The organism is Archangium sp. Cb G35, from assembly GCF_001896145.1.
Classification (GTDB): domain Bacteria; phylum Myxococcota; class Myxococcia; order Myxococcales; family Myxococcaceae; genus Archangium; species Archangium violaceum.
The window spans coordinates 188,499-208,363 of the sequence record NZ_MPOI01000018.1; the positions used below are offsets into that span (position 1 = coordinate 188,499).

Consider the following 19,865-nt stretch of genomic DNA (forward strand, 5'->3'; position numbering starts at 1 on the left):
CCGGGACCAGGCGAGCGTCCGGTGGCGTTGACAGAATCATTGACGCCCTCGGGGTCTCTTGGCAGGAAGGGTCATGCGCTCCAAGAAGACCAAGTTCATCTTCGTGACCGGCGGGGTCGTGAGTTCGCTGGGCAAGGGGCTCGCCTCTGCTTCCATTGGCGCCCTGCTCGAGAACCGCGGGCTCGACATCACGCTGCTCAAGCTGGACCCGTACATCAACATCGATCCGGGCACGATGAGCCCGTTCCAACATGGCGAAGTCTTCGTCACCGACGACGGTGGCGAGACCGACATGGATCTGGGCCACTACGAGCGCTTCACCAACGCGCGGATGTCCCGGCTCAACAACTTCACCTCCGGGCGCATCTACCACGCCGTCATCCAGAAGGAGCGGCGGGGCGAGTACCTGGGCAAGACGGTCCAGGTGATTCCGCACATCACCGATGAGATCAAGTCCTGCATCCGCCAGGCGGCGCAAGGCATGGACGCGGTCATCGTCGAGGTGGGCGGCACCGTGGGCGACATCGAGTCGCTGCCCTTCCTCGAGGCCATCCGCCAGATGCGCTACGACGTGGGCGCCGGCAACACCGTCTACATGCACCTCACGCTGCTGCCCTACATCGGCGCGGCCGGCGAGGTGAAGACCAAGCCCACGCAGCACTCGGTGATGAAGCTGCGGGAGATTGGTATCCAGCCGGACTTCCTCATCTGCCGCACCGACCGGGAAATCTCCCGCGAGATGAAGGACAAGATCGCCATGTTCTGCAACGTGGACCCGGGCAACGTGTTCACCTCGCCGGACGTGAAGAGCATCTACGAGCTGCCCCTGGAGCTGCACCGCCAGGGCATCGACGAGCGGCTGGCCGAGACGCTCAACATCTGGACGCGTGCCGCCCGGCTGGACCGCTGGGAGGACATCATCCGCAAGGTGTACTCGCCGGGCCGCGGCGAGGTGAAGGTGGGCATCGTCGGCAAGTACGTGGACCTCAAGGAGAGCTACAAGAGCCTCAACGAGGCACTGCTCCACGGCGGCATCGCCAACGACGTGAAGGTGGACCTGCAGTTCGTGGACTCGCAGGACGTGGAGGAGAAGGGCGCCGAGGCGCTGCTGTCCGGCGTGGACGCCATCCTGGTGCCCGGCGGCTTCGGGGTGCGCGGCACCGAGGGCAAGATTGCGGCGGTGCGCTACGCCCGGGAGAAGCGGGTGCCCTTCTTCGGCATCTGCCTGGGCCTGCAGATGGCCGTGGTGGAGTTCAGCCGCAACGTCCTGAGCCTGGCGGACTCCAACTCCTTGGAGTTCAACGAGCACACCCCGCACCCGGTGGTGACGCTCATGGAGAGCCAGGTGAAGGTGCAGGACAAGGGTGGTACCATGCGGTTGGGCAGCTACGCCTGCGCGCTGAAGCCCGGCTCGCTGGCGCACAAGCTGTATGGGGAGGACGTCATCCAGGAGCGCCACCGCCACCGCTACGAGGTGAACAACGCCTACCGCGGCCGGCTGCAGGAGGCGGGCCTCGTCGTGTCCGGCCACAACCCCGAGCTCAACCTGGTGGAGATGATTGAACTGCCGGACCACCCCTACTTCGTGGGCTGCCAGTTCCACCCGGAGTTCAAGAGCAAGCCCTTCGCGCCCCACCCGCTCTTCTCCGGTTTCATCCGCGCGGCCCTCGCGCAGCGTGACACCGGGAGGACGCAGGCATGAGCCCGTCCATCGAGCTCTGCGGCTACAAAGTCGGCCCGGGCCAGAAGCTCTTCGTCATCGCCGGCCCGGACAGCATCGAGTCCGAGGACATGGCGCTGCGCCACGCCAAGCTCCTCAAGGAGATGACGAGCCGGCTGGGCGTGCCCTACGCCTTCAAGTGCTCCTACGACAAGGCCAACCGCACCAGCGGCAAGTCCTTCCGGGGGCCCGGCCTGAAGGAGGGCCTGCGCATCCTCGACCGCGTCAAGCGCGAGGTGGGCGTGCCCATCCTCACGGACGTCCACGAGACGAGCCACGTGGGCCCCGCCGCCGAGGTGGTGGACATCATCCAGATTCCCGCCTTCCTCTGCCGCCAGACGGATCTGGTGGAGGCGGTGGCGCGCACGGGCAAGGGCGTCAACCTGAAGAAGGGCCAGTTCGTGGCCCCCAAGGACATCGTCCACTCGGCGCGCAAGGCCGTGGAGTCGGGCAACCCCAACGTGCTCGTCACCGAGCGCGGCGCCACCTTCGGCTACAACAACCTGGTGGTGGACATGCGCGGCTTCGCCCAGATGCGCGAGGCCGGGCTCGTCGTGTGCTTCGACGCCACCCACTCCGTGCAGCTGCCCTCCTCCGGCGACGGCCAGACGGGCGGGGAGCGGAAATTCGTGTCCCTGCTGGCCCGCTCCGCCGCGGCTGCTGGAATAGACGCGCTTTTCACGGAAGTGCATGAAGACCCGGACCGTGCCCTGTGCGACGGTCCCTGTTCGCTCAATCCCCAGATGTTCGAGGACGTGCTACGTCAGGTACTCGCCATCCGGCGCGCATTGGGTCACGAACCTGCGTAGTGGAAGAATTCGCGGTAAGTAGTGTGAACGAAGTTGTGGGGAGGGAGTCCAAGGGACGCGACATGACGGAGCTGCCGCCCAAACCGAGCAGGGACGAGCTGACAGAGCGCGCGGCACGCGTGCGTCTGCTCGCCTTCGACGTGGACGGCGTCCTCACGGATGGTGGCCTGTTCTACGGCGATGGCGGCGAGGTGATGAAGCGCTTCGACGTCAAGGACGGCCACGGTCTGGTGATGGCGAGGCTGGCGGGGTTGCGCACCGCCATCCTCACCGCACGTTCCTCCTCCATCGTGGAAGTGCGCGGCCGGGAGCTGGGCCTGGCCGCCGTGCTCCAGGGCCGCAAGAACAAGGCGGCGGGTTTCCGGGAGCTGCTGTCCCAGCTGGAGGTCTCCCCCGAGGAGTGCGCGTACATGGGGGATGACGTCAACGACCTGGGCCCATTGGGCATGGCGGGCCTGTCGGCCTGCCCGGCGGATGCCGCCGCCGAGGTCCGGCAGTCGGTGCATTACGTGGCGCGGTGCCGGGGAGGTCACGGGGCCGCGCGCGAGCTGGTGGAGTTGTGTCTGAGGGCATCGGGACGGTGGGAGGCCACCGTTCAACACATGAGGGACCCTGATGCCCTACAAGCTGTCAAGTTGTGAAATCGAAGAATTTTCGCTTCCCGCTTAGGTGTCTTATCCTATGAAGGCCGGAAGCCAGCAGTGCAGAGTGAGGGGAGTTCGATGACGGATCAGCTCTACACGACCCACGACATCAGCCGGTTGCTCCAGGTGGACCCGTCCACGGTGAGCAAGTGGATCGACCGCGGCATCCTCATGGCGTTCCGGACGCCGGGCGGTCACCGGCGCGTGCGCTCGGCGGACCTTCGCACCTTCCTCATCACCCACCAGATGCCGGTGCCCGAGGAGTTGGGTAGCAGCACCGTGCGCCTGCTGGTGGTGGATGACGAGCGGCAGGTGCTCGACGCCATCAAGCGTGCCTTCAAGCCCTACGCGAACCAGGTGGAGCTGCAGACGACCACCAGCGGCGTCGAGGCCCTCCTGCTCGTGAGCGAGCAGAAGCCGCACGGCATGCTCATCGACCTGAACATGCCGGACATCGACGGTATCGAGGTGTGCCGCCGCATCCGCGCCCGCAAGCAGATGGAGGGCGTGCGGCTCATCACCATGACGTCCGCCCACTCGCCCGAGGTGGTGGAGCAGTCCAAGCAGGCCGGCGCCGTGGCGTGCCTGCCCAAGCCGCTGGACGTGCAGCAGGTGCTCGACCTGTTCCGCGTGCCGCTGGCGCTCGGTGGCACCACCACCGCCGTCAAGCGCTAGTCCGCGCCAACGCCCGAGCGGCGAAGCGTGCCCCGGGGGCCCCTTGCAGGGTCCCCGTTGAGTGCGCATCGCCGCCCGTGTGTCCTGCGCCGCCAGAAAACGGACGGGACGAGCCTGCCCAGAGGCCCGTCCCGCCGGTACCGCCGTCACTCCCCCTTCAGCTCAGCCGTTGACCTTCACCTCGACCACGCGGGGGCGGGACTCCTCGCGCCGCGGCAGCGTCAGCGTGAGCACGCCATTCTCGTAGCGGGCTTCCACGCGGGACGCGTCCACGGTGCGCGGCACCACGAAGGAGCGGGCGTACACGCCGAAGCTGCGCTCCAGGCGCCGCGCGCTGTCCTTCTCCGGGCGCTCGGCCACCTTGCGCTCGGACTTGATGGTGAGGGTGTCGTTCTCCACCTTCACCTCGATGGACTTCGCATCATGCCCCGGCAGGTCCACCTGCAGGGTGATGCCCTCGGCCGTCTCGTAGATGTCCGCGGGCGGCACGAGCTCACGCGCGTTGCCCTGGCGCACGCTCAGCTCACGGAAGAGCTGGTCGAACTCCTTGGCCATGAGGGGGCCCAGCGCGACAGCACCATTGCTCATCTCGAACGGGTTCCAACGGTTCAGCATGGACGTCTCCTGTTCACGCTCCACTCCAAACGGAGCGGCGGCGCGCTTGTTGAGTTGAAACTGGGTGTTTGTTCGTTGGCGCCGGACCCGCTGTCTTCAGGGCCCGGCGTCGCTCACAACCTCAAGAGAACCATGCTTCGGAACGTGTCAAGGCGGCGCGCCGCGGGCCTCTTCGGGCCGGCTCAGTCGTCCTCGCGCCCGAGGAAGACGGACACGTCCTCCTCCTCCCGGGAGACGTGCACCACCCACGGCCGGCAGCACACCGGGCAGTCTTCCACGTACGTCTCCGACGAAGGGCCACCCGGGTCCACCGACACCTCCACCTCCTCACCGCAGTAGGGGCAGAGCAGCAGGGCATCGTCCGCGAAGGGTTGCATCAAGGGCCTCCTGCCTGGTGGTGGAGCAGCCGGGCGAGCAGGGGCCGGTCACAGGGGCTGCCCTCACGCCAGCCAGCTATCTGGGGACGCAGGCCGCCCACGTCCACGCCTTCACAGGCCGGGGGAAGGGCCTCGAGCCGCTCCAGGGCGCGGGAGAAGAGTGTCCAGGCCCCCCGGGCGTTGCCCGCGTCGCGCTTGAGCCAGCCCGCCGCCACGAGGATGAGGCCCTGGAGCAGCAACCGGCGGGGGCCGTGCTCGTGCTGCCAGGCTTCTTCCCAGACCTCGTGGGCCTCGAAGAAGCGCCCGGCGTCGAAGAGCGTCACCCCCTCCGCCAGGCAGGTATCGAATCCACGTGGCATCGAACGCGACTCCGGCCTCCTTCCTCCGTACACTGGAGGCCATGGCCGCACCTCGCAACCGTATCGGAGAGATTCTCGTCAAGGCCCGCGTCATCGACGAGATGCAGCTTCGCAGCGCGCTCGCTCAGCATGACCAGTGGGGCGGGCGCCTCTCGCGCATCATCACCGACATGGGCATCGCCAAGGAGGACACCCTCACCGAGGCCATTGCCCAGGGCCTGGGCATGCAGCGCGTCCAGCTGGGCACCGCCAAGGACATGGGGGCGCTCGCCAAGCTGGACGTGGGCCTGGCCGAGCAGAAGGGCGTCTTCCCCGTGTCCCTGCGCGACAACGGCAAGACGCTCGTGCTCGCCATGGCGGACCCCACGGACCTGCAGACCATTGATCAGGTGGCGGCCCGCAGCCGCACGCGTGTCATCCCCGTGGTTGCCGGTGACCGGGAAATCCAGAACGCCATCCTGCGCCACTACCGCAACCAGGAGCCGGGCGTCACCCACTCGACCCACGCAGCCCCGAGCCGGAGCAGCGGCGCGTCCTCCGGTGACGAGGACGAGTTCAAGGTCGTCGACATGAGTGGCAAGACGGTGGTGAAGGCCATCGCCGACATCGCGCCGAACATGGCGAAGGAGAACGCCCGGCCCGCCATGACGCCCGCTCCCGTGCGGTCCGCCGGTGGCATCGGGAGCGCCGCGGACCTGCTCGACGAGATTCTCAGCGGCTCGCCCGCCCCGGCCGAGGTGTTCTCCCCCGAGGAGATGCAGCGGCTGCAGGCGGTGCAGGCCAATCAGGAGAAGAGCTCCAAGATTCTGCGAGCCCTGCTCGAGCTGCTGCTGGAGAAGGGCATGGTGCAGCAGCGGGAGCTGGCGGCGCGCATGCGCCCCTCCTGAGGCGCCCTACCCCAGTACTTCCTATCCCAACACCTCCTGGAGCTCGCGGCCGGTGAGTCCCAGGAGGTAGAGGATGGTGTCCAGGCCACCGGCGGAGATGGAGGTATCGGCCGCCTGGCGCAGCTTGGGCTTGGCGCGGAAGGCGATGCCCAGTCCCGCGCGCTCCAGCATCAGCAGGTCATTGGCGCCATCGCCCACGGCGATGACCTGGTCGAGGAGGATGCCTTCCGCCTGGGCGATCTGCTCCAGCAGCTCGGCCTTGCGGCGCGCGTTGACGATGGGCCCCAGCGTGCGGCCGGTGAGCTTGCCGTCCACCTCCTCCAGCACGTTGGAGTGGGCCTGGTCGATGCCCAGCCGGGCCTTGAGCGCCTCGGCCGCCACGGAGAAGCCTCCGCTGAGGATGGCGGTGCGGTAGCCCAGCCGCTTGAGCACACGGATGAGCGTCTCGGCCCCCTCGGTGAGCGGGAGATTGGCGGCGAGGCCGTGCAGCACCTTGGCATCCAACCCCTTCAGCAGCGCCACGCGCTGGCGCAGGGACTCGTCGTAGTCCATCTCCCCGTGCATGGCGCGCTCGGTGATGCGCACCACCTGCTCGCCCACGCCGTAGGCCCGCGCCAGCTCGTCGATGACCTCGATGCGGATGAGCGTGGAGTCCATGTCCATCACCACCAGCCGCTTGCCGCGCCGGTAGAGACTCTCTCGCTGCAACGCCACGTCGAAGGCGTTGGTGGACATGGACAGCTCCAGCAACGAGCGTTTGAGCTCCTCGGGCTCGCGCTCCGGCGGCAGCGCGATGTGGATCTCCACCGAGCCGAGCTCCGCCTCGGACAGGCGGTTGACGCGCTCGATGTTGGCGGCGTGCCGGGCCAGACGCTCGGTCACGGCGTGCAGCTCACGCGCGCCCAGGGAGCGGCCCACCACGGTGACGACATGGCGGCTGGAAACCGGAGCGGCCGGAGTCTTCGGCGCGGCCACCGGCTGGAAGTCGAGCGACACGCCCAGCTCGCGGGCCACGAAGAGCAGCTCCTTGAGCACGTCGTGCGTCTCGGGCAGACGCACCAGCAGACACAGGGTGAGCTGCCCCTGCACCACCACCTGCTCGATGTCGAGCAGCGCGGCGCCCGCCCCGGCGAGGATGCCGGTCAGGCGGGCGGTGATACCGGGATGGTCCTTCCCGGTGACGGTGATGAGCACGGAGTCCTGGGCGTTCGGGCTGTCGCTCATGATGAAATGAGTCTGACAGCCCGGCCCGTCCGCCGCGAGCACTCGTCACACGGGAAGCGTTACCGCGGCTCCGAGGACAGGATGAGGTCGCCCTTGGCGAGGTACTGCGCATCCGGGAAGGACTTGTAGAAGTCCTCCAGCATGGCGTCGAGGTCCCGGTAGCGCTGGTCCACGCGGTCCTGGGTCATCTTGTCGAAGATGGCATCCAGGCCGGCGGGGACCTCGGCGTTGACCTCGGAGGGCAGCGGCGAGCGGCGGCCCGGAATCTGCCCGGTGAGCATCTCGTAGAGGAGGATGCCCAGCCCGTAGACGTCGGCGGCGGGGCCCGCGTCCTTGGCGCGCTGCGGATGGATGAGCTCGGGAGCCAGGTACACCATGCCGCTGGCGCCCACGAAGACCTGGGGCAGGCCCTTGGAGGCATCCTGCTCCACCACGCGCACCAGGCCGAAGTCGCCCAGCTTCGCGTTGCCGTAGACGTCGAAGAGCACGTTCTCCGGCTTGAGGTTGTGGTGGGTGAGGCCCGCGGCGTGCGCGGCGCGCAGCGCATAGGCGCACTGCAGGAAGCAGCGCAGGGCGAACGTCACCGGCACGCCCTTGCCCTCCCCCTCCTCCAGCTTGTCCTTGAGGCTGCCATGCAGCAGCTCGAGCACGAAGTAGGGCCGGGCCGTCTCCGTGTTCTGATCCAGCACCTGGACGACGCCCGGGTGGCGCACCTGGGCCTGCGCGCACAGCTCCTTCTTCAGCCGCTTGAGCACCTCACCACGCTGCAGGAAGGAGAAGTAGCCGAAGATGTCCTTCAGCTCCTTGACGCAGATGTCCAGCCCGAGCGCGTTGAGGCGGCCCTTGTACGCGGTGCCGAGCGGCCCGGTGCCGAGCGACTCGAGCTTCTGGTAGCGCTGATCCAACAGCTCCAGGGCCTTGCTCACGGGAGCGGCGGCGGGAGCTGGAGGTGCCACGGGGGCGGGAGGCGCCATGGGAGCAACGGGGGGCACGGGCACGGCGGGCGGCGGGGGCACGGCCTCGTTGCGCACGCTGGCCACCGGGGGCGGCACCGGCACGGGAGAGGCCACCGGCACCTCGAAGCCGAACGTCCCGGACGTGCGGGCCCTCGGCAGCGAGGGAATCGGAGGCTCCGCGGGCTTCGTCACCTCCGACTCATCGAAGAGGCCCTCCGGCGGGGGCGGCGGCATCGAGGAATGGGCCCCGTCCGCATCGCGGGCAATGGCCGGGTCCGTGCCGAGCTGCTCGGCGAAGAACTCCCCCACCTCCATGCTGAACTTGTCCTGCAGCTCGCCATCCACCACCCGCTCGCCCAGGTCGGTCAGGCGCAGCTGCGCCTCGCGGTGATCCAGGGCGATGTAGAGGTACTTGCGCAGGAAGAGGTAGTAGCTGTCGAACTCCAGCGAAACGGACGGCTCGAGCGCGGCCTTCACATCGGCCAGCTTGTTGGAGCGTCCCAGACGGCCGTTCTCTCGCAGGCTCTGGAGGATGAACAGCGCCTCGCCGCAGACGGTATCGCGGTGGATGGAGGGCTTGGGCATGTGGGCCGGACTCTACGCGTCCCGGCGTCCTGCCTCAAATCAGCCTCCCTGCTCGCCCGTCAGGGCCCGCCGTCACGGAATGTGAAGCAGCTGCTTCACCGTCTCCAGCACTTCCTGGAAACGCACCGGCTTGCGCAGGTAGATGTCCACGCCCAGCTGCATGGCGCGCTCGCGAGCCTCCGGGCCTCCCGCGGAGATGGCCACCACGGGAATGGACTTGAGCGGCTCCTCGGCGCGGATGCGCTCGATGAGCGCGAACCCGTCCATCACCGGCATGTACAGGTCCGTCATCACCAGGCTGAACTGGCTGGAGCGCAGGGCCTGCAGCGCGTGGTGCCCGTCCGGCGAGAAGTGGACCTCCAGCGGCACCTTCCCCGCCAGCTCGCCGCTCGCCAGCTTCTTGAGCACGTAGCTGTACATCTCGACGATGTGCGGGTTGTCCTCGACGATGAGCACACGGTAGCCCTCGGCGGGGAGAGCCGTCCGGTCCGACGCGCGGGTCTGTCCTGCCGAGCTCAAGAGTTCACCCAATCGCTGCCGGTCCTGATCGCGCACCACCCGGATCCCGACACCACCTGGAGCATCCTCGGATGCTGGCCGGACCCAGGCCACCGTCCCCACGACTTGTACCGGATTCATGAGCCCCGGGAAAGAAAGTGCCAGTCCCAGCTCCTGTCCGGGCGTGAAGGTGCGGTCGGTCTGCACGAAGATCCCCCCCTTGGAGAGGTTCTCCGTGACCGCCACCATCCGCTCCTGATTCGGGAACTGCACCCGCAGCACGAGTGGCACCCGGGGCTCGTCACGCTTGTCGTCTGATCCCCGGTTCATAACAAGGGCTTGAAATCGCTCGGCATTTCGCTGATGGGCCTGAGTGTAGCGCCGTGGGTTTATGTTGACAACGAAGCCTTTCGAGACTTACGAAGCGCCCGCCATGGCGGAGCCCCTGTTCACCCCCGAAGAGCAGAAGAAGTTCGATGCGGAGATCGCGGAGATCCTCTCGCACTACCCGGCCGATCGTAAAAGCGCCGCGATGCTTCCCGCGCTGCGGCTCCTTCAGGAGCTGAAAGGATGGCTGCCCCCCGAGGGACTCAAGCTGGTCGCCAGCCGGCTGGGCGTCACGCCCGAGCGCGCCTACGAGGTCGCCAGCTTCTACGTGATGTACCACCTGAAGAAGCCCGGCAAGTACGTGGTGGACGTGTGCACCAACCTCTCCTGTGCCCTGTGGGGCGCGGAGAAGATGCTCGCGTACCTGGAGCAGAAGCTCGGGCTGAAGGCCGGGGAGGCCAACGAGCGCTTCACCCTGCGCGAAACCGAGTGCCTCGCCTCGTGCGGAACGGCCCCGTGCCTGCAAATCAATGAGGACCACCACGAGAGCCTCACGAAGGCCAAGGTCGACGCGATCTTCGACAAGCTCTCCTGACCTCCTCCATCAAGGAACCTGATTCCATGGCGACAACGGCATTCGAACCGCTCATCTCGGCGGCCTGGGGGAAGAGCAACTCCTGGAAGCTCGACGAGTACAAGAAGCGCGGCGGCTACAAGGGTCTGGAGAAGGCCCTGGAGATGGCGCCGGCGCAGATCATCGACGAGGTGAAGAAGTCGAACCTCCGCGGCCGCGGCGGCGCCGGCTTCCCCACGGGCCTCAAGTGGAGCTTCGTCCCCAAGGACAGCCCCAAGCCCAAGTACCTGGCCGTCAACGGCGACGAGTCCGAGCCGGGCACCTTCAAGGACCGCTACATCCTCGAGCATGATCCGCACATGATGCTGGAGGGCATCGCCATCGCGTCGTACGCGCTGGGCGTGCACACCTGCTACGTGTACCTGCGCGGTGAGTTCAAGTTCCAGGCGGAGCGCACCAACGCGGCCATCCGCGAGGCGTACGCCGCCGGTATCTTCGGCAAGAAGATGCTGGGCAAGGACTACCAGCTGGACTGCTACGTGGTGCGCGGCGCGGGCGCCTACATCTGCGGTGAGGAGACGGCGCTGCTGGAGAGCCTCGAGGGCAAGAAGGGCTGGCCCCGGCTCAAGCCGCCGTTCCCCGCGGTGGTGGGCCTGTTCGGCAGCCCCACGGTGGTGAACAACGTGGAGACGCTCGCCAGCGTGCCCCACGTCTTCACCCGCGGCCCAGCCTGGTACGCCGGCCTGGGCACCGACAAGTCGGGCGGCACGCGTCTGGTGTGCCTCTCCGGCACGGTGAACCGCCCGGGCGTGTACGAGGTGCCGCTCGAGGCCACCTTCAGCCAGCTCATCTTCGACGACAAGTACGGCCGCGGCCTGCCCGCGGGCCGCAAGGTGAAGGCCGTGATTCCCGGTGGCTCCTCGGCGCCCATCCTCAGCCCGGACGAGCTGGACGTGGCCATGGAGTTCGAGGCCGTCAAGGTGAAGCAGACCATGGCGGGCTCCGGCGGCGTGATCGTCATGGACGACACCACCTGCATGGTGCGCAGCCTGTGGCGCGTGGCGCGCTTCTACGCCGAGGAGTCCTGCGGCCAGTGCACCCCGTGCCGCGAGGGCACGCCCTGGCAGACCCGCCTGCTCCGCAAGATCGAAGAGGGCCGGGGCGAGCCGGGCGACGTGGAGATCCTCTCCAACGTGGCGTCCTCCATCGCGCCCTACCCGCCGATCGGCCTGGGCAACACCATCTGCGCGCTGGGCGATGCCGCGGCGCTGCCGACCCATTCCTTCCTCATGCGCTTCCGTGACGAGTTCGAAGCGCACATCCGCGAGCACCGCTGCCCGTTCGGCGACAAGCCCTGGGGCGCGTTCGGAGACTGGTCGTGAACATCGAGCTGGTTCTCTTCGGAGCCTTCGCGCTCCTGACGCTGCTGTCCGCCGGACTGGTGATCTTCGCCAAGAGCGCCATCAGCTCGGCGATGTCGCTGGTGGCCACGTTCTTCTTCCTGGCCGGCATCTACGTGCTCTTGTGGGCCCACACCGTGGCGGTGCTGCAGGTGCTGGTCTACGCGGGCGCCATCATGGTGCTCTTCCTCTTCGTCATCATGCTGCTCAACCTGGGCGAGGAAACCTCGGCCGGGCCGCGGCTGACGGTCTCGAGGATTGCCGGCGGGGCCGCGGCGGCGGGACTGCTGGTGGTGCTGGTGATGGCCATCTGGCGGATGCCGGCGCCCACGACGACGTTCACCGGGGCGCAGGCCGTCGCGAGCGGCTTCGGCACGCTGCCGGCCATCGGCCAGGTCATCTACACCCAGTGGCTGCTGCCCTTCGAGGCCGTCAGCCTCCTGCTGCTGGTGGCCATGGTGGGCGCGGTCGTGGTGGCCAAGTCGCGGATTTGAGCCCGTCCTCTTCAACCCTCTGCTAGAAGGCGGGCGGCGCTCGCCCTTCACACGGCCATGGTCCCGATCTCCTACTACCTCATCCTCGCCGCCGCCCTGTTCTGCATGGGCATGTTCGGCGTGCTGATCCGCCGCAACGCGCTGGTGGTCTTCATGTGCGTGGAGCTCATGCTCAACGCGGCGAACCTGACGTTCCTCGCCTTCGCCAAGCAGAACGGCCACCTGGTGGGTCACGTCTCCGCGTTCTTCGTGATCGCGGTCGCGGCGGCCGAGGCCTCCATCGGTCTGGCCATCGTCATCGCCGTGTTCCGCAGCCGCGGCACCGTCAGCATCGAAGAAATCCGGACGATGAAACACTGACGTCCCGGCACCTCATTCCGCCAAGCGAGCTCTCCGCCCATGGATCTCAAGCAATTCCTCCTTCAGTTGCGGCTGGATCCCTCAGCCCTGTGGCTGATCATCGCCCTGCCCCTGTTGGGCGCGTTCCTCTGCGGCGTGTTTGGCCGGATGCTCGGCCGCGCCAACGTGTACCTGGTGGCCTGCGCCGCGGTGGCGGGTTCCTTCCTGCTGTCGCTCTCGGCCTTCCTGTCGGTGAGCCCGCTGGAGGCCGCGCAGGCGGTGGCGATGGAGAACGCCTTCTCCTCGGGCACCATCCGCTACGCCTTCGGGTATGACTTCGGCACGTGGTTCTCGGCCGGCACCTTCCGGGTGAACTTCGGCCTGATGGTGGACCACCTGTCGGGGACGCTCCTGCTGGTCATCACCGGCGTGGGCTTCCTCATCCACCTGTACTCCACCAGCTACATGTCCCACGACGATGGGTACTGGAGGTACTTCGCGTACCTCAACCTGTTCGTCGCGGCGATGCTGACGCTGGTGCTGGCCGACAACCTCGTCCTGCTCTTCGTGGGCTGGGAGGGCGTCGGTATGGCCAGCTACCTGCTCATCGGCTTCTGGTACTCGGACACGGCCAAGGCGTGGGCGGGCCGCAAGGCGTTCGTCACCAACCGCATCGGTGACTTCGCGTTCCTGATCGCCACCTTCCTCATCGTCATGCTGGTCAGCGCCTTCAACACCCAGGCGACCGCCGCCAACTTCAGCATGGTGGGTGGCAACCCGGAGGCGGCGCAGGTGCGCTACCGCGAGGGTCTGCAGCTGAAGGGCCCCGTGGCCTTCCAGGGTCTGGAGACCATGGCCAACGCGCTGCACGTGACGCCGGAGAAGGCCCAGGGCGGTGTCAACCTGCAGACGCCCATCTCCGAGGGCCCGCTCAAGGGCCGCACCTTCGGTGGCGTGCTCACGGTGGCGCTGCTGCTGTTCCTGCTCGGCGCGGCGGGCAAGAGCGCCCAGTTCCCGCTGTACGTCTGGCTGCCGGACGCCATGGCCGGCCCGACGCCCGTCTCCGCCCTCATCCACGCGGCGACGATGGTGACCGCGGGCGTCTACCTCTTCAGCCGCATGAGCTACCTGCTGGTGCTCAGCCCCACCGCCATGGTGACGGTGGCCATCATCGGCACCATCACCTCGCTGCTGGCCGCGCTCATCGCCTTCGCGCAGGACGACATCAAGAAGGTGCTCGCCTACTCCACCGTGTCCCAGCTGGGCATCATGTTCATGGGCGTGGGCATGGGCATCTTCTGGGCGGCCGTGCTGCACCTGGTCACCCACGCCTTCTTCAAGGCCTGCCTCTTCCTCGGCGCCGGCAGCGTCATGCACGGCAACGCGGACGAGACGGACATCAAGAAGCTGGGCGGCGTGCGCAGCGAGATGAAGCAGACGTGGTTCACCTTCCTGGTGGCCACGCTCGCCATCACCGGCATCTTCCCGCTCTCCGGATTCTTCTCCAAGGACGCCATCTTCCACGGCATCCACCACAACCACCTGCACGGGTATGAGTGGGCCTCGAGCGCCATCTACTACGTGGGCCTGCTCATCGCCGCCTGCACCGCCTTCTACATGTCGCGCGTGTACCTGCTCACCTTCGAGGGCAAGCGCTCGCCGGAGGCGAAGATTCCCCACGCGCACGAGAGCGACTGGCGGATGACCACGCCGCTCTGGATTCTGGCGTTCCTCAGTGTCGTCGCGCTCTTCCAGGCGCTGCCGCTGATGCCGGGCCGCGGTGGTGTCTACCAGCCGGTGATGGAGAACTTCCTCGGCCCCGTGTTCTCCAGCGCCGAGCGCATCGCCGCCCGCGGCGGTGAGGTGGCGCTGGACCACAGCGTCCCGAGCCTCGTCGACTACCTCAAGGCGTGGCTGGTGGCGCTGGCGGGCGGCGCGGCGGCCGGCTTCATGTACCTGAAGTTCTTCCCCTCGCGGGCGGGCCAGCCGGCTCCGGCCTTCGCCCGTTCGGTGCGGCGCTTCACGCAGAACAAGTTCTATGTGGATGAGGCCTACGAGTTCCTGGTCATCCGGCCGGTGAAGAACGTGAGCGCCATCCTCTACAAGCTGGTGGATACCCTCCTCATCGACACGGTGGCGGTGCGCGGTACCGCGTGGGTCACGGCCCGCCTGGGTAGCGCCCTCCGTTACGTGCAGACGGGAGACGCACAGGCCTATGCCGCGGTGATGGCCCTGGCCCTGCTCGGCGGCGCGGTGTACGCGCTCATCCTGGTGATGAAATGAGCTTCTTCGATACCCATCTGCTCAACCTCGTCGTCTACCTGCCGCTGCTCTTCGCGGCGCTCGTGTGGATGCTGCCGGGCGCAGAGCGCGGGCAGATCCGCACCATCACGTTCATCGGCATGATGGTGGACGCGGTGTTCGGCGTCTGGGCCTACCTGCGCTTCGACCCGGCCGGCCCCGAGTTCCAGCTCGAGTACCGCACCCGGTGGCTCGAGCAGCTCGGCGTCAGCTACCACATCGGAGCGGACGGCCTGGCCATCAGCCTGCTGCTGCTCACCGTCTTCCTGGGGCCCCTGGTCGTCATGGCCTCGCAGACGTACATCACCGAGCGCGTGAAGGAGTTCCACCTCGCGCTGCTGGTGCTGCAGACGGTGATGCTCGGCGCGCTGGTGTCGCTGGACGTGCTGCTCTTCTACATCTTCTGGGAAGCGATGCTCATCCCCATGTACCTGCTGGTGGGCGTGTGGGGCGCCGAGGATCGCCAGATGGCCGCGGTGAAGTTCTTCCTCTACACCCTGGCCGGCTCGCTGCTCATGCTGGTGGCCATCGTCGCCATCTACTTCATCAGCAGCACCCCGGGTAACCGCTCCTTCGACTACGCCACCATCTTCAACAACCTGTCGACGGCCCACTCGCAGATCGCCGCGTGCACGGGCAGCGGTGGCGACTGCTCGACGCTCCCGGGCATGGCCGGCATCCTGTACCGCTGGGGCCCCTGGCTGTTCGCCGCCTTCGCCATCGCGTTCGCCATCAAGGTTCCGATGTGGCCGGTGCACACCTGGTTGCCCGACGCCCACGTGCAGGCGCCCGTGGCCGGCTCCATGATCCTGGCCGGCGTCATGCTGAAGATGGGAACGTTCGGCTTCTGGCGCTTCGCCATCCCGTTCTTCCCGTCCGCCGCACACCAAGCCCGGCCGCTGCTGGCCACGCTGGCGGTGATTGGCATCGTCTACGGCGCGCTCATGTGCCTGGCGCAGCGGGACATCAAGAAGCTCATCGCCTACTCGTCCGTGAGCCACCTGGGCTACTGCATGCTGGGCATCCTGGCCCTCACGGCCGAGGGCGCCACCGGTAGCGCCTACCAGATGCTCAACCACGGCGTGTCCACGGGCGCGCTGTTCCTCCTGTTCGGCTTCCTGTACGAGCGGCGCCACACCCGCCTGATGTCCGACTACGGCGGCATCGCCAAAGTGGTGCCGGTGTACACGGCGTCCTTCCTCATCATCACCTTCTCGTCCGTGGCGGTGCCGGGCACCAACGGCTTCGTGGGCGAGTTCCTCGTGCTGCTGGGCACCTTCAAGAGCAGCCTGGGCCTGGGCTTCGGCGCTTTCGCCACCCTGGGCGTCATCCTCGGCGCGGCGTACATGCTGTGGATGGTGCAGAAGGTGTTCTTCGGCCCGCTCACCCACCGCGAGAACCAGGGCCTCACGGACCTGAACCTGCGCGAGTTCGCCACCGTGGCTCCCTTCCTCGTGCTGGTGCTGGTGATGGGCCTGATGCCGCAGCCCTTCCTGGACCGCATCAATCCCTCCACCGAGCGCTTCCTCCAGCGCGCCGAGCTGGGCATCCCCGGCAGCCAGGTGCGGCCGAGCGACGTGCAGATCTCGGTGATGGGCCTGCCCCCGGCCGGTCTGGCCGCTGCTCCCAACGCCCCGACGCCGGGCCCGCTCGCCGATCGGCGCTAGTCGAGAGTCTCCACCATGAACCTGCCCAACCTGACGTCGGCAGACTTCCTTCCGCTGCTGCCCGCCATCATCCTGGTGGTGGGAGCGTGCATCCTGCTCCTGTCGGAGGTGTTCCTCTCCGCCCACTCGTCGCGCGGCTACCAGGCGGTGCTCTCCACCGCCACGTCCGTCATCGCCGGCGCCGTGTCGCTGACGCTGCTCACCGAGCCGGCCCGCGCGGTGTTCCTCGGCTTCGGGGCGATGGACCCCTTCTCCAGCTTCCTGACGTTCACCGTCTGCGTGTCGCTGGCGCTGGCCTCGCTCACCGCGGCCGGCTTCCTGCGCAAGCGCGGCGCCGAGCGCGGTGAGTTCTACGCCCTCATGCTCTTCGCGGGCGCGGGCATGAGCCTGCTGGGTCTGTCCAACGAGCTCATCACCATCTTCGTCAACGTCGAGGTGCTCTCCATCGCCACCTACGCGCTGACGTCGTACCTGCGGCGCGGCACGCGGCCCAGCGAGGCGGGCTTCAAGTACTTCATCCTCGGCGCCTTCTCCTCGGCGGTGCTCCTGTACGGCTCGGCGCTGCTCTACGGCGCCACCGGCACCACCCATCTGTCGGACATGTCGGGACCGCTGCGCGCGGCCATGGCCAACAACAACGGAGCGCTCGTCTACGCGGGCGCGGTGCTCGTGGCCGCCGGCTTCTCCTTCAAGGTCGCCGCGGTGCCCTTCCACATGTGGACGCCGGACGTGTACGAGGGCGCTCCCACCCCCGTCACCGCGCTCATGAGCGCCGGCGTGAAGGCCGCCGCCTTCGTGGCCCTGGTCCGCGTCTTCATCAGCGTGGGCAGCGGCATCGACGCGCAGCTGCCCTTCGCCATCTTCTCCACCCTGGCGCTGCTCACCATGGTGGCGGGCAACCTGCTGGCCATCCCGCAGCGCAACGTGAAGCGCATGCTGGCCTACTCCTCCATCGCCCACGCCGGCTACCTGCTGCTGGGCGTGGCGGCCCTCTTCGTCTCCGCCCCGGGCCAGGAGTTCAAGCTGCTGGGCCCCACCGCCCTCGTCGGCGCCAGCCCCGAGGACGTGGCCCGGGTCGACGCCCTGCGCGGCATCCTCTACTACCTGCTCGCCTACACCTTCACCGCGGTGGGCGCCTTCGGCGTCGTCTCCCTGCTGGAGCGCCGCGAGGACGAGGAGAAGGGCACCGCCTGGGACCTGGAGCGCTTCAGCGGCCTCGCGCAGCGCCGCCCGGGTTGGGCCTTCGCCATGGCGGCCTTCATGCTGTCGCTCGCCGGCATCCCGCCCACCATCGGCTTCATCGGAAAGCTCATCCTCTTCCGCGCCGCCGTGGACGCGGGCCTCGTGGGCCTCACCATCATCGCGGTGCTCTCCAGCGCGGCCGGCGCCTATTACTACCTGCGCGTGGTCGTCTACATGTACATGCGGCCCGTTCCCGAGGGCGCTCACACCCTCGAGCGCAGCTGGATGACCGAGCTGGCCCTGGTGGTCTCCACCGTCGCCGTGGTGCTGCTCGGCATCCTGCCCGGCCCCCTCACCGAGTGGATCGCCCAGGCCGGGACGCTGTTCACCCGCTGAGCCTCCGCTGCTCCTGATTCACCCACGCCCGGGCGGCTTCCGCCCGGGCGTTTTCATTGCGGGTCCGGCAGCGGCCCCCGCATCATCAGCGTCCGCAGCACGGCCCGCGCTCCCGCCTCCCGCAGCAGGGACCCGAGCTCCACGTCCCCCGTCACCATGCGCAGCTCCTCCGCGCTCCCGAGCTCGAGGAAGGCCGCTTCCAGGAGCGCTCGCGCGTGCGCCGGAGTCGCCGAGTAGAAGGGCACCAGCACGCGCGCCTGGGGCCTCACATCCATCAGCCCCAGCCCGGCCACCTCCGGGTGCTCCGGGTCCATCAGGCGCCGCAACCGGTGCGTGCTCAGCGTGGCGAAGCGGGCCAGCTTGCCCGGCACCAGCCCGAAGGCCTGGGTGAGCGGGGCGAAATCCGGCTCGACCATGGGCAACACCTCGAGCGCCTCGGGCGCCAATGGAAGGGCCTCCAGGTGCTCCCTCGTCAGGCGCCACGTGGTCTCCAGCCGCCCCGCCTTCATCCCCACCGAGCCGTACAACGCCAGCGCCGGCTCGTTGTCCGGCTTCACGTACAGCATCCACTCGCGGCAGCCCCTCGCCCGGAACCAGGCCGCGAGCTCCCTCATCACCTTCCGCCCCAACCCCTTCCCCCGCTGCTCCGGCGCCACCACCAGGTTCACCACGTAGCCGGTCTCTCCCAGGACATCGACGAGGGCGTACGCGGCCACCCCCTCCGGCCCGTCCAGGAAGAAGGCGCGCTTCACGAGGTCCGACACCCAGACGTCCAACAGCGGCGGTGACTCCTCCACCCCCAGCTCCCCGAAGAGCCGGACGAAGCCGGCATGGTCCTCCACCCGCCCCGGCCGCAGCCCCGGCACATCACCGTTCGCATCGCGCATGTCGGAAGGCCCCTCCTCCGCGCCGATCGCCCGGGCGCGAATCCTGGAGCGTATAAAAAGAAGGCGGCCCGGCACCCTCAGGAAGGGAACCGGGCCGCAGGTCTTCTTAAAAAGCTCACCGGAAGGTGCTGAAGCGGTGGGGGGGAACCTCTTCAGCCTCACTTCGACGTGCTCTGTCTCTACCCTTTAGCACCCGCCGTGCCAGCCCTTCCACGCCTCGAATCTCCAGTGATTCCGGGTACCTGGCTCCTGGGGTCGCCCTCAGCGCCGCCCGCCTCATTTCAGCCTTGCATTGCAGCCCTGAAATGCCCTTGCAGATCTGAAAAGGCCTCGGGCACGCGGTGGAAGCAGCTCCCAGGGCCCGAAAAGAAGGCGGCCCGGCACCCTCAGGAAGGGAACCGGGCCGCAGGTCTTCTTAAAAGCTCACCGGAAGGTGCTGAAGCGGTGGGGGGGAACCTCTTCAGCCTCACTTCGACGTGCTCTGTCTCTACCCTTTAGCACCCGCCGTGCCAGCCCTTCCACGCCTCGAATCTCCAGTGATTCCAGGCACCTGGCTCCTGGGGCCGCCCTCAGCGCCACCCTCCTCATTGCAGCCCTGCATTGCAGCCCTGAAATGCCCTTGCAAATCTGAAAAGGCCTCGGGTGCGCGGTGCTCGGGTGCGCGGTGGAAGCAACTCCCAGGGCCCGAAAAGAAGGCGGCCCGGCACCCTCAGGAAGGGAACCGGGCCGCAGGTCTTCTCAAGAAGCTCACCTGAAGGTGCTGAAGCGGTGGGGGGGAACCTCTTCAGCCTCGCTTCGATGTGCTCTGTCTCTACCCTTTAGCACCCGCCGTGCCAGTCCTTCTTCGCCTCGAATCTCCAGTGATTCCAGGCACCTGGCTTCTCGGGTTGCCCCCAGCGCCGCCCGCCTCATTGCAGCCATGCATTGCAGACCTGAAATGCAGTTGCAG

Annotated in this window: 19 protein-coding genes; 12 read left to right on the forward strand and 7 right to left on the reverse strand. The window is 67.8% G+C overall.

The window, feature by feature from the left end; genetic code table 11:
* Positions 1-73: 73 nt before the first annotated feature.
* From BO221_RS44255 to BO221_RS44270, 4 genes are all read left to right on the forward strand, one after another.
* Positions 74-1,702 carry a CTP synthase gene (locus BO221_RS44255; RefSeq protein WP_073566964.1) on the forward strand — a complete coding sequence of 543 codons (1,629 nt, stop codon included), beginning with the start codon at positions 74-76 and terminating at the stop codon, positions 1,700-1,702.
* Positions 1,699-2,529 carry a 3-deoxy-8-phosphooctulonate synthase gene (gene kdsA / locus BO221_RS44260; protein ID WP_073566965.1) on the forward strand — a complete coding sequence of 277 codons (831 nt, stop codon included), beginning with the start codon at positions 1,699-1,701 and terminating at the stop codon, positions 2,527-2,529. The genes BO221_RS44255 and kdsA overlap by 4 nt, the downstream gene beginning before the upstream one ends.
* Before the next feature lie 62 nt (positions 2,530-2,591).
* Positions 2,592-3,170, forward strand: a complete 579-nt coding sequence (locus BO221_RS44265; RefSeq protein ID WP_073567047.1) for an HAD family hydrolase — start codon at positions 2,592-2,594, stop codon at positions 3,168-3,170.
* 81 nt (positions 3,171-3,251) lie between these two features.
* Complete coding sequence (locus BO221_RS44270) at positions 3,252-3,848, forward strand: response regulator (protein WP_052519691.1); 597 nt, start codon at positions 3,252-3,254, stop codon at positions 3,846-3,848.
* A gap of 162 nt (positions 3,849-4,010) precedes the next feature.
* Here BO221_RS44270 and BO221_RS44275 read toward each other — a convergent pair whose 3' ends face one another.
* The 3 genes from BO221_RS44275 to BO221_RS44285 all read right to left on the reverse strand — a co-directional run bounded on the left by BO221_RS44275 (position 4,011) and on the right by BO221_RS44285 (position 5,199).
* On the reverse strand, positions 4,011-4,463 hold the full coding sequence (locus BO221_RS44275; protein ID WP_073566966.1) for an Hsp20/alpha crystallin family protein: 453 nt from the start codon (positions 4,461-4,463) through the stop codon (positions 4,011-4,013).
* Between the two features lie 182 nt (positions 4,464-4,645).
* Complete coding sequence (locus tag BO221_RS44280) at positions 4,646-4,840, reverse strand: CPXCG motif-containing cysteine-rich protein (RefSeq protein ID WP_073566967.1); 195 nt, start codon at positions 4,838-4,840, stop codon at positions 4,646-4,648.
* The gene (locus tag BO221_RS44285; protein WP_073566968.1) at positions 4,840-5,199 is read right to left on the reverse strand and encodes a DUF309 domain-containing protein; all 360 of its coding nucleotides are present in this window, start codon (positions 5,197-5,199) and stop codon (positions 4,840-4,842) included. Before BO221_RS44285 ends, BO221_RS44280 begins: the two co-directional genes overlap by 1 nt.
* A 41-nt stretch (positions 5,200-5,240) precedes the next feature.
* Here BO221_RS44285 and BO221_RS44290 point away from each other — a divergent pair, with 41 nt between their 5' ends.
* Positions 5,241-6,086 (forward strand): general secretion pathway protein GspE, encoded by an 846-nt coding sequence (locus tag BO221_RS44290; RefSeq protein ID WP_073566969.1) that lies wholly within the window; start codon positions 5,241-5,243, stop codon positions 6,084-6,086.
* A 21-nt stretch (positions 6,087-6,107) separates the two neighbouring features.
* Here BO221_RS44290 and serB read toward each other — a convergent pair whose 3' ends face one another.
* From serB to BO221_RS44305, 3 genes are all read right to left on the reverse strand, one after another.
* Positions 6,108-7,310: a phosphoserine phosphatase SerB gene (gene serB / locus BO221_RS44295; RefSeq protein WP_073567048.1), complete on the reverse strand. Its 1,203-nt coding sequence runs from the start codon at positions 7,308-7,310 to the stop codon at positions 6,108-6,110.
* A gap of 59 nt (positions 7,311-7,369) precedes the next feature.
* Positions 7,370-8,851: a serine/threonine-protein kinase gene (locus BO221_RS44300; protein ID WP_073566970.1), complete on the reverse strand. Its 1,482-nt coding sequence runs from the start codon at positions 8,849-8,851 to the stop codon at positions 7,370-7,372.
* Positions 8,852-8,923: 72 nt separating this feature from the next.
* Positions 8,924-9,679, reverse strand: a complete 756-nt coding sequence (locus BO221_RS44305) for a TIGR02266 family protein (RefSeq protein ID WP_043414011.1) — start codon at positions 9,677-9,679, stop codon at positions 8,924-8,926.
* A 103-nt stretch (positions 9,680-9,782) separates the two neighbouring features.
* On the opposite strand from BO221_RS44305, the gene nuoE reads away from it, so the two are divergent.
* From nuoE to BO221_RS44340, 7 genes are read left to right on the forward strand one after another with little or no spacing between them, the layout of a single operon-like run.
* Positions 9,783-10,271 (forward strand): NAD(P)H-dependent oxidoreductase subunit E, encoded by a 489-nt coding sequence (gene nuoE, locus BO221_RS44310; RefSeq protein WP_043414009.1) that lies wholly within the window; start codon positions 9,783-9,785, stop codon positions 10,269-10,271.
* Positions 10,272-10,297: 26 nt separating this feature from the next.
* Entirely contained in the window at positions 10,298-11,632 is a 1,335-nt protein-coding gene (nuoF, locus tag BO221_RS44315; RefSeq protein ID WP_073566971.1) for an NADH-quinone oxidoreductase subunit NuoF, read from the forward strand.
* The gene (locus BO221_RS44320) at positions 11,629-12,144 is read left to right on the forward strand and encodes an NADH-quinone oxidoreductase subunit J (protein WP_073566972.1); all 516 of its coding nucleotides are present in this window, start codon (positions 11,629-11,631) and stop codon (positions 12,142-12,144) included. Before nuoF ends, BO221_RS44320 begins: the two co-directional genes overlap by 4 nt.
* 57 nt (positions 12,145-12,201) lie before the next feature.
* The gene (gene nuoK / locus BO221_RS44325; RefSeq protein ID WP_073566973.1) at positions 12,202-12,504 is read left to right on the forward strand and encodes an NADH-quinone oxidoreductase subunit NuoK; all 303 of its coding nucleotides are present in this window, start codon (positions 12,202-12,204) and stop codon (positions 12,502-12,504) included.
* A gap of 39 nt (positions 12,505-12,543) precedes the next feature.
* Positions 12,544-14,766: an NADH-quinone oxidoreductase subunit L gene (gene nuoL, locus BO221_RS44330; protein ID WP_073566974.1), complete on the forward strand. Its 2,223-nt coding sequence runs from the start codon at positions 12,544-12,546 to the stop codon at positions 14,764-14,766.
* Positions 14,763-16,451: a NuoM family protein gene (locus tag BO221_RS44335; protein ID WP_073566975.1), complete on the forward strand. Its 1,689-nt coding sequence runs from the start codon at positions 14,763-14,765 to the stop codon at positions 16,449-16,451. The genes nuoL and BO221_RS44335 overlap by 4 nt, the downstream gene beginning before the upstream one ends.
* Before the next feature lie 15 nt (positions 16,452-16,466).
* Positions 16,467-18,029, forward strand: coding sequence for an NADH-quinone oxidoreductase subunit N (locus tag BO221_RS44340; RefSeq protein ID WP_073566976.1), 1,563 nt, complete (start codon positions 16,467-16,469; stop codon positions 18,027-18,029).
* Positions 18,030-18,082: 53 nt separating this feature from the next.
* Here BO221_RS44340 and BO221_RS44345 read toward each other — a convergent pair whose 3' ends face one another.
* Complete coding sequence (locus BO221_RS44345) at positions 18,083-18,916, reverse strand: N-acetyltransferase (RefSeq protein ID WP_073566977.1); 834 nt, start codon at positions 18,914-18,916, stop codon at positions 18,083-18,085.
* Between the last annotated feature and the right edge of the window lie 949 nt (positions 18,917-19,865).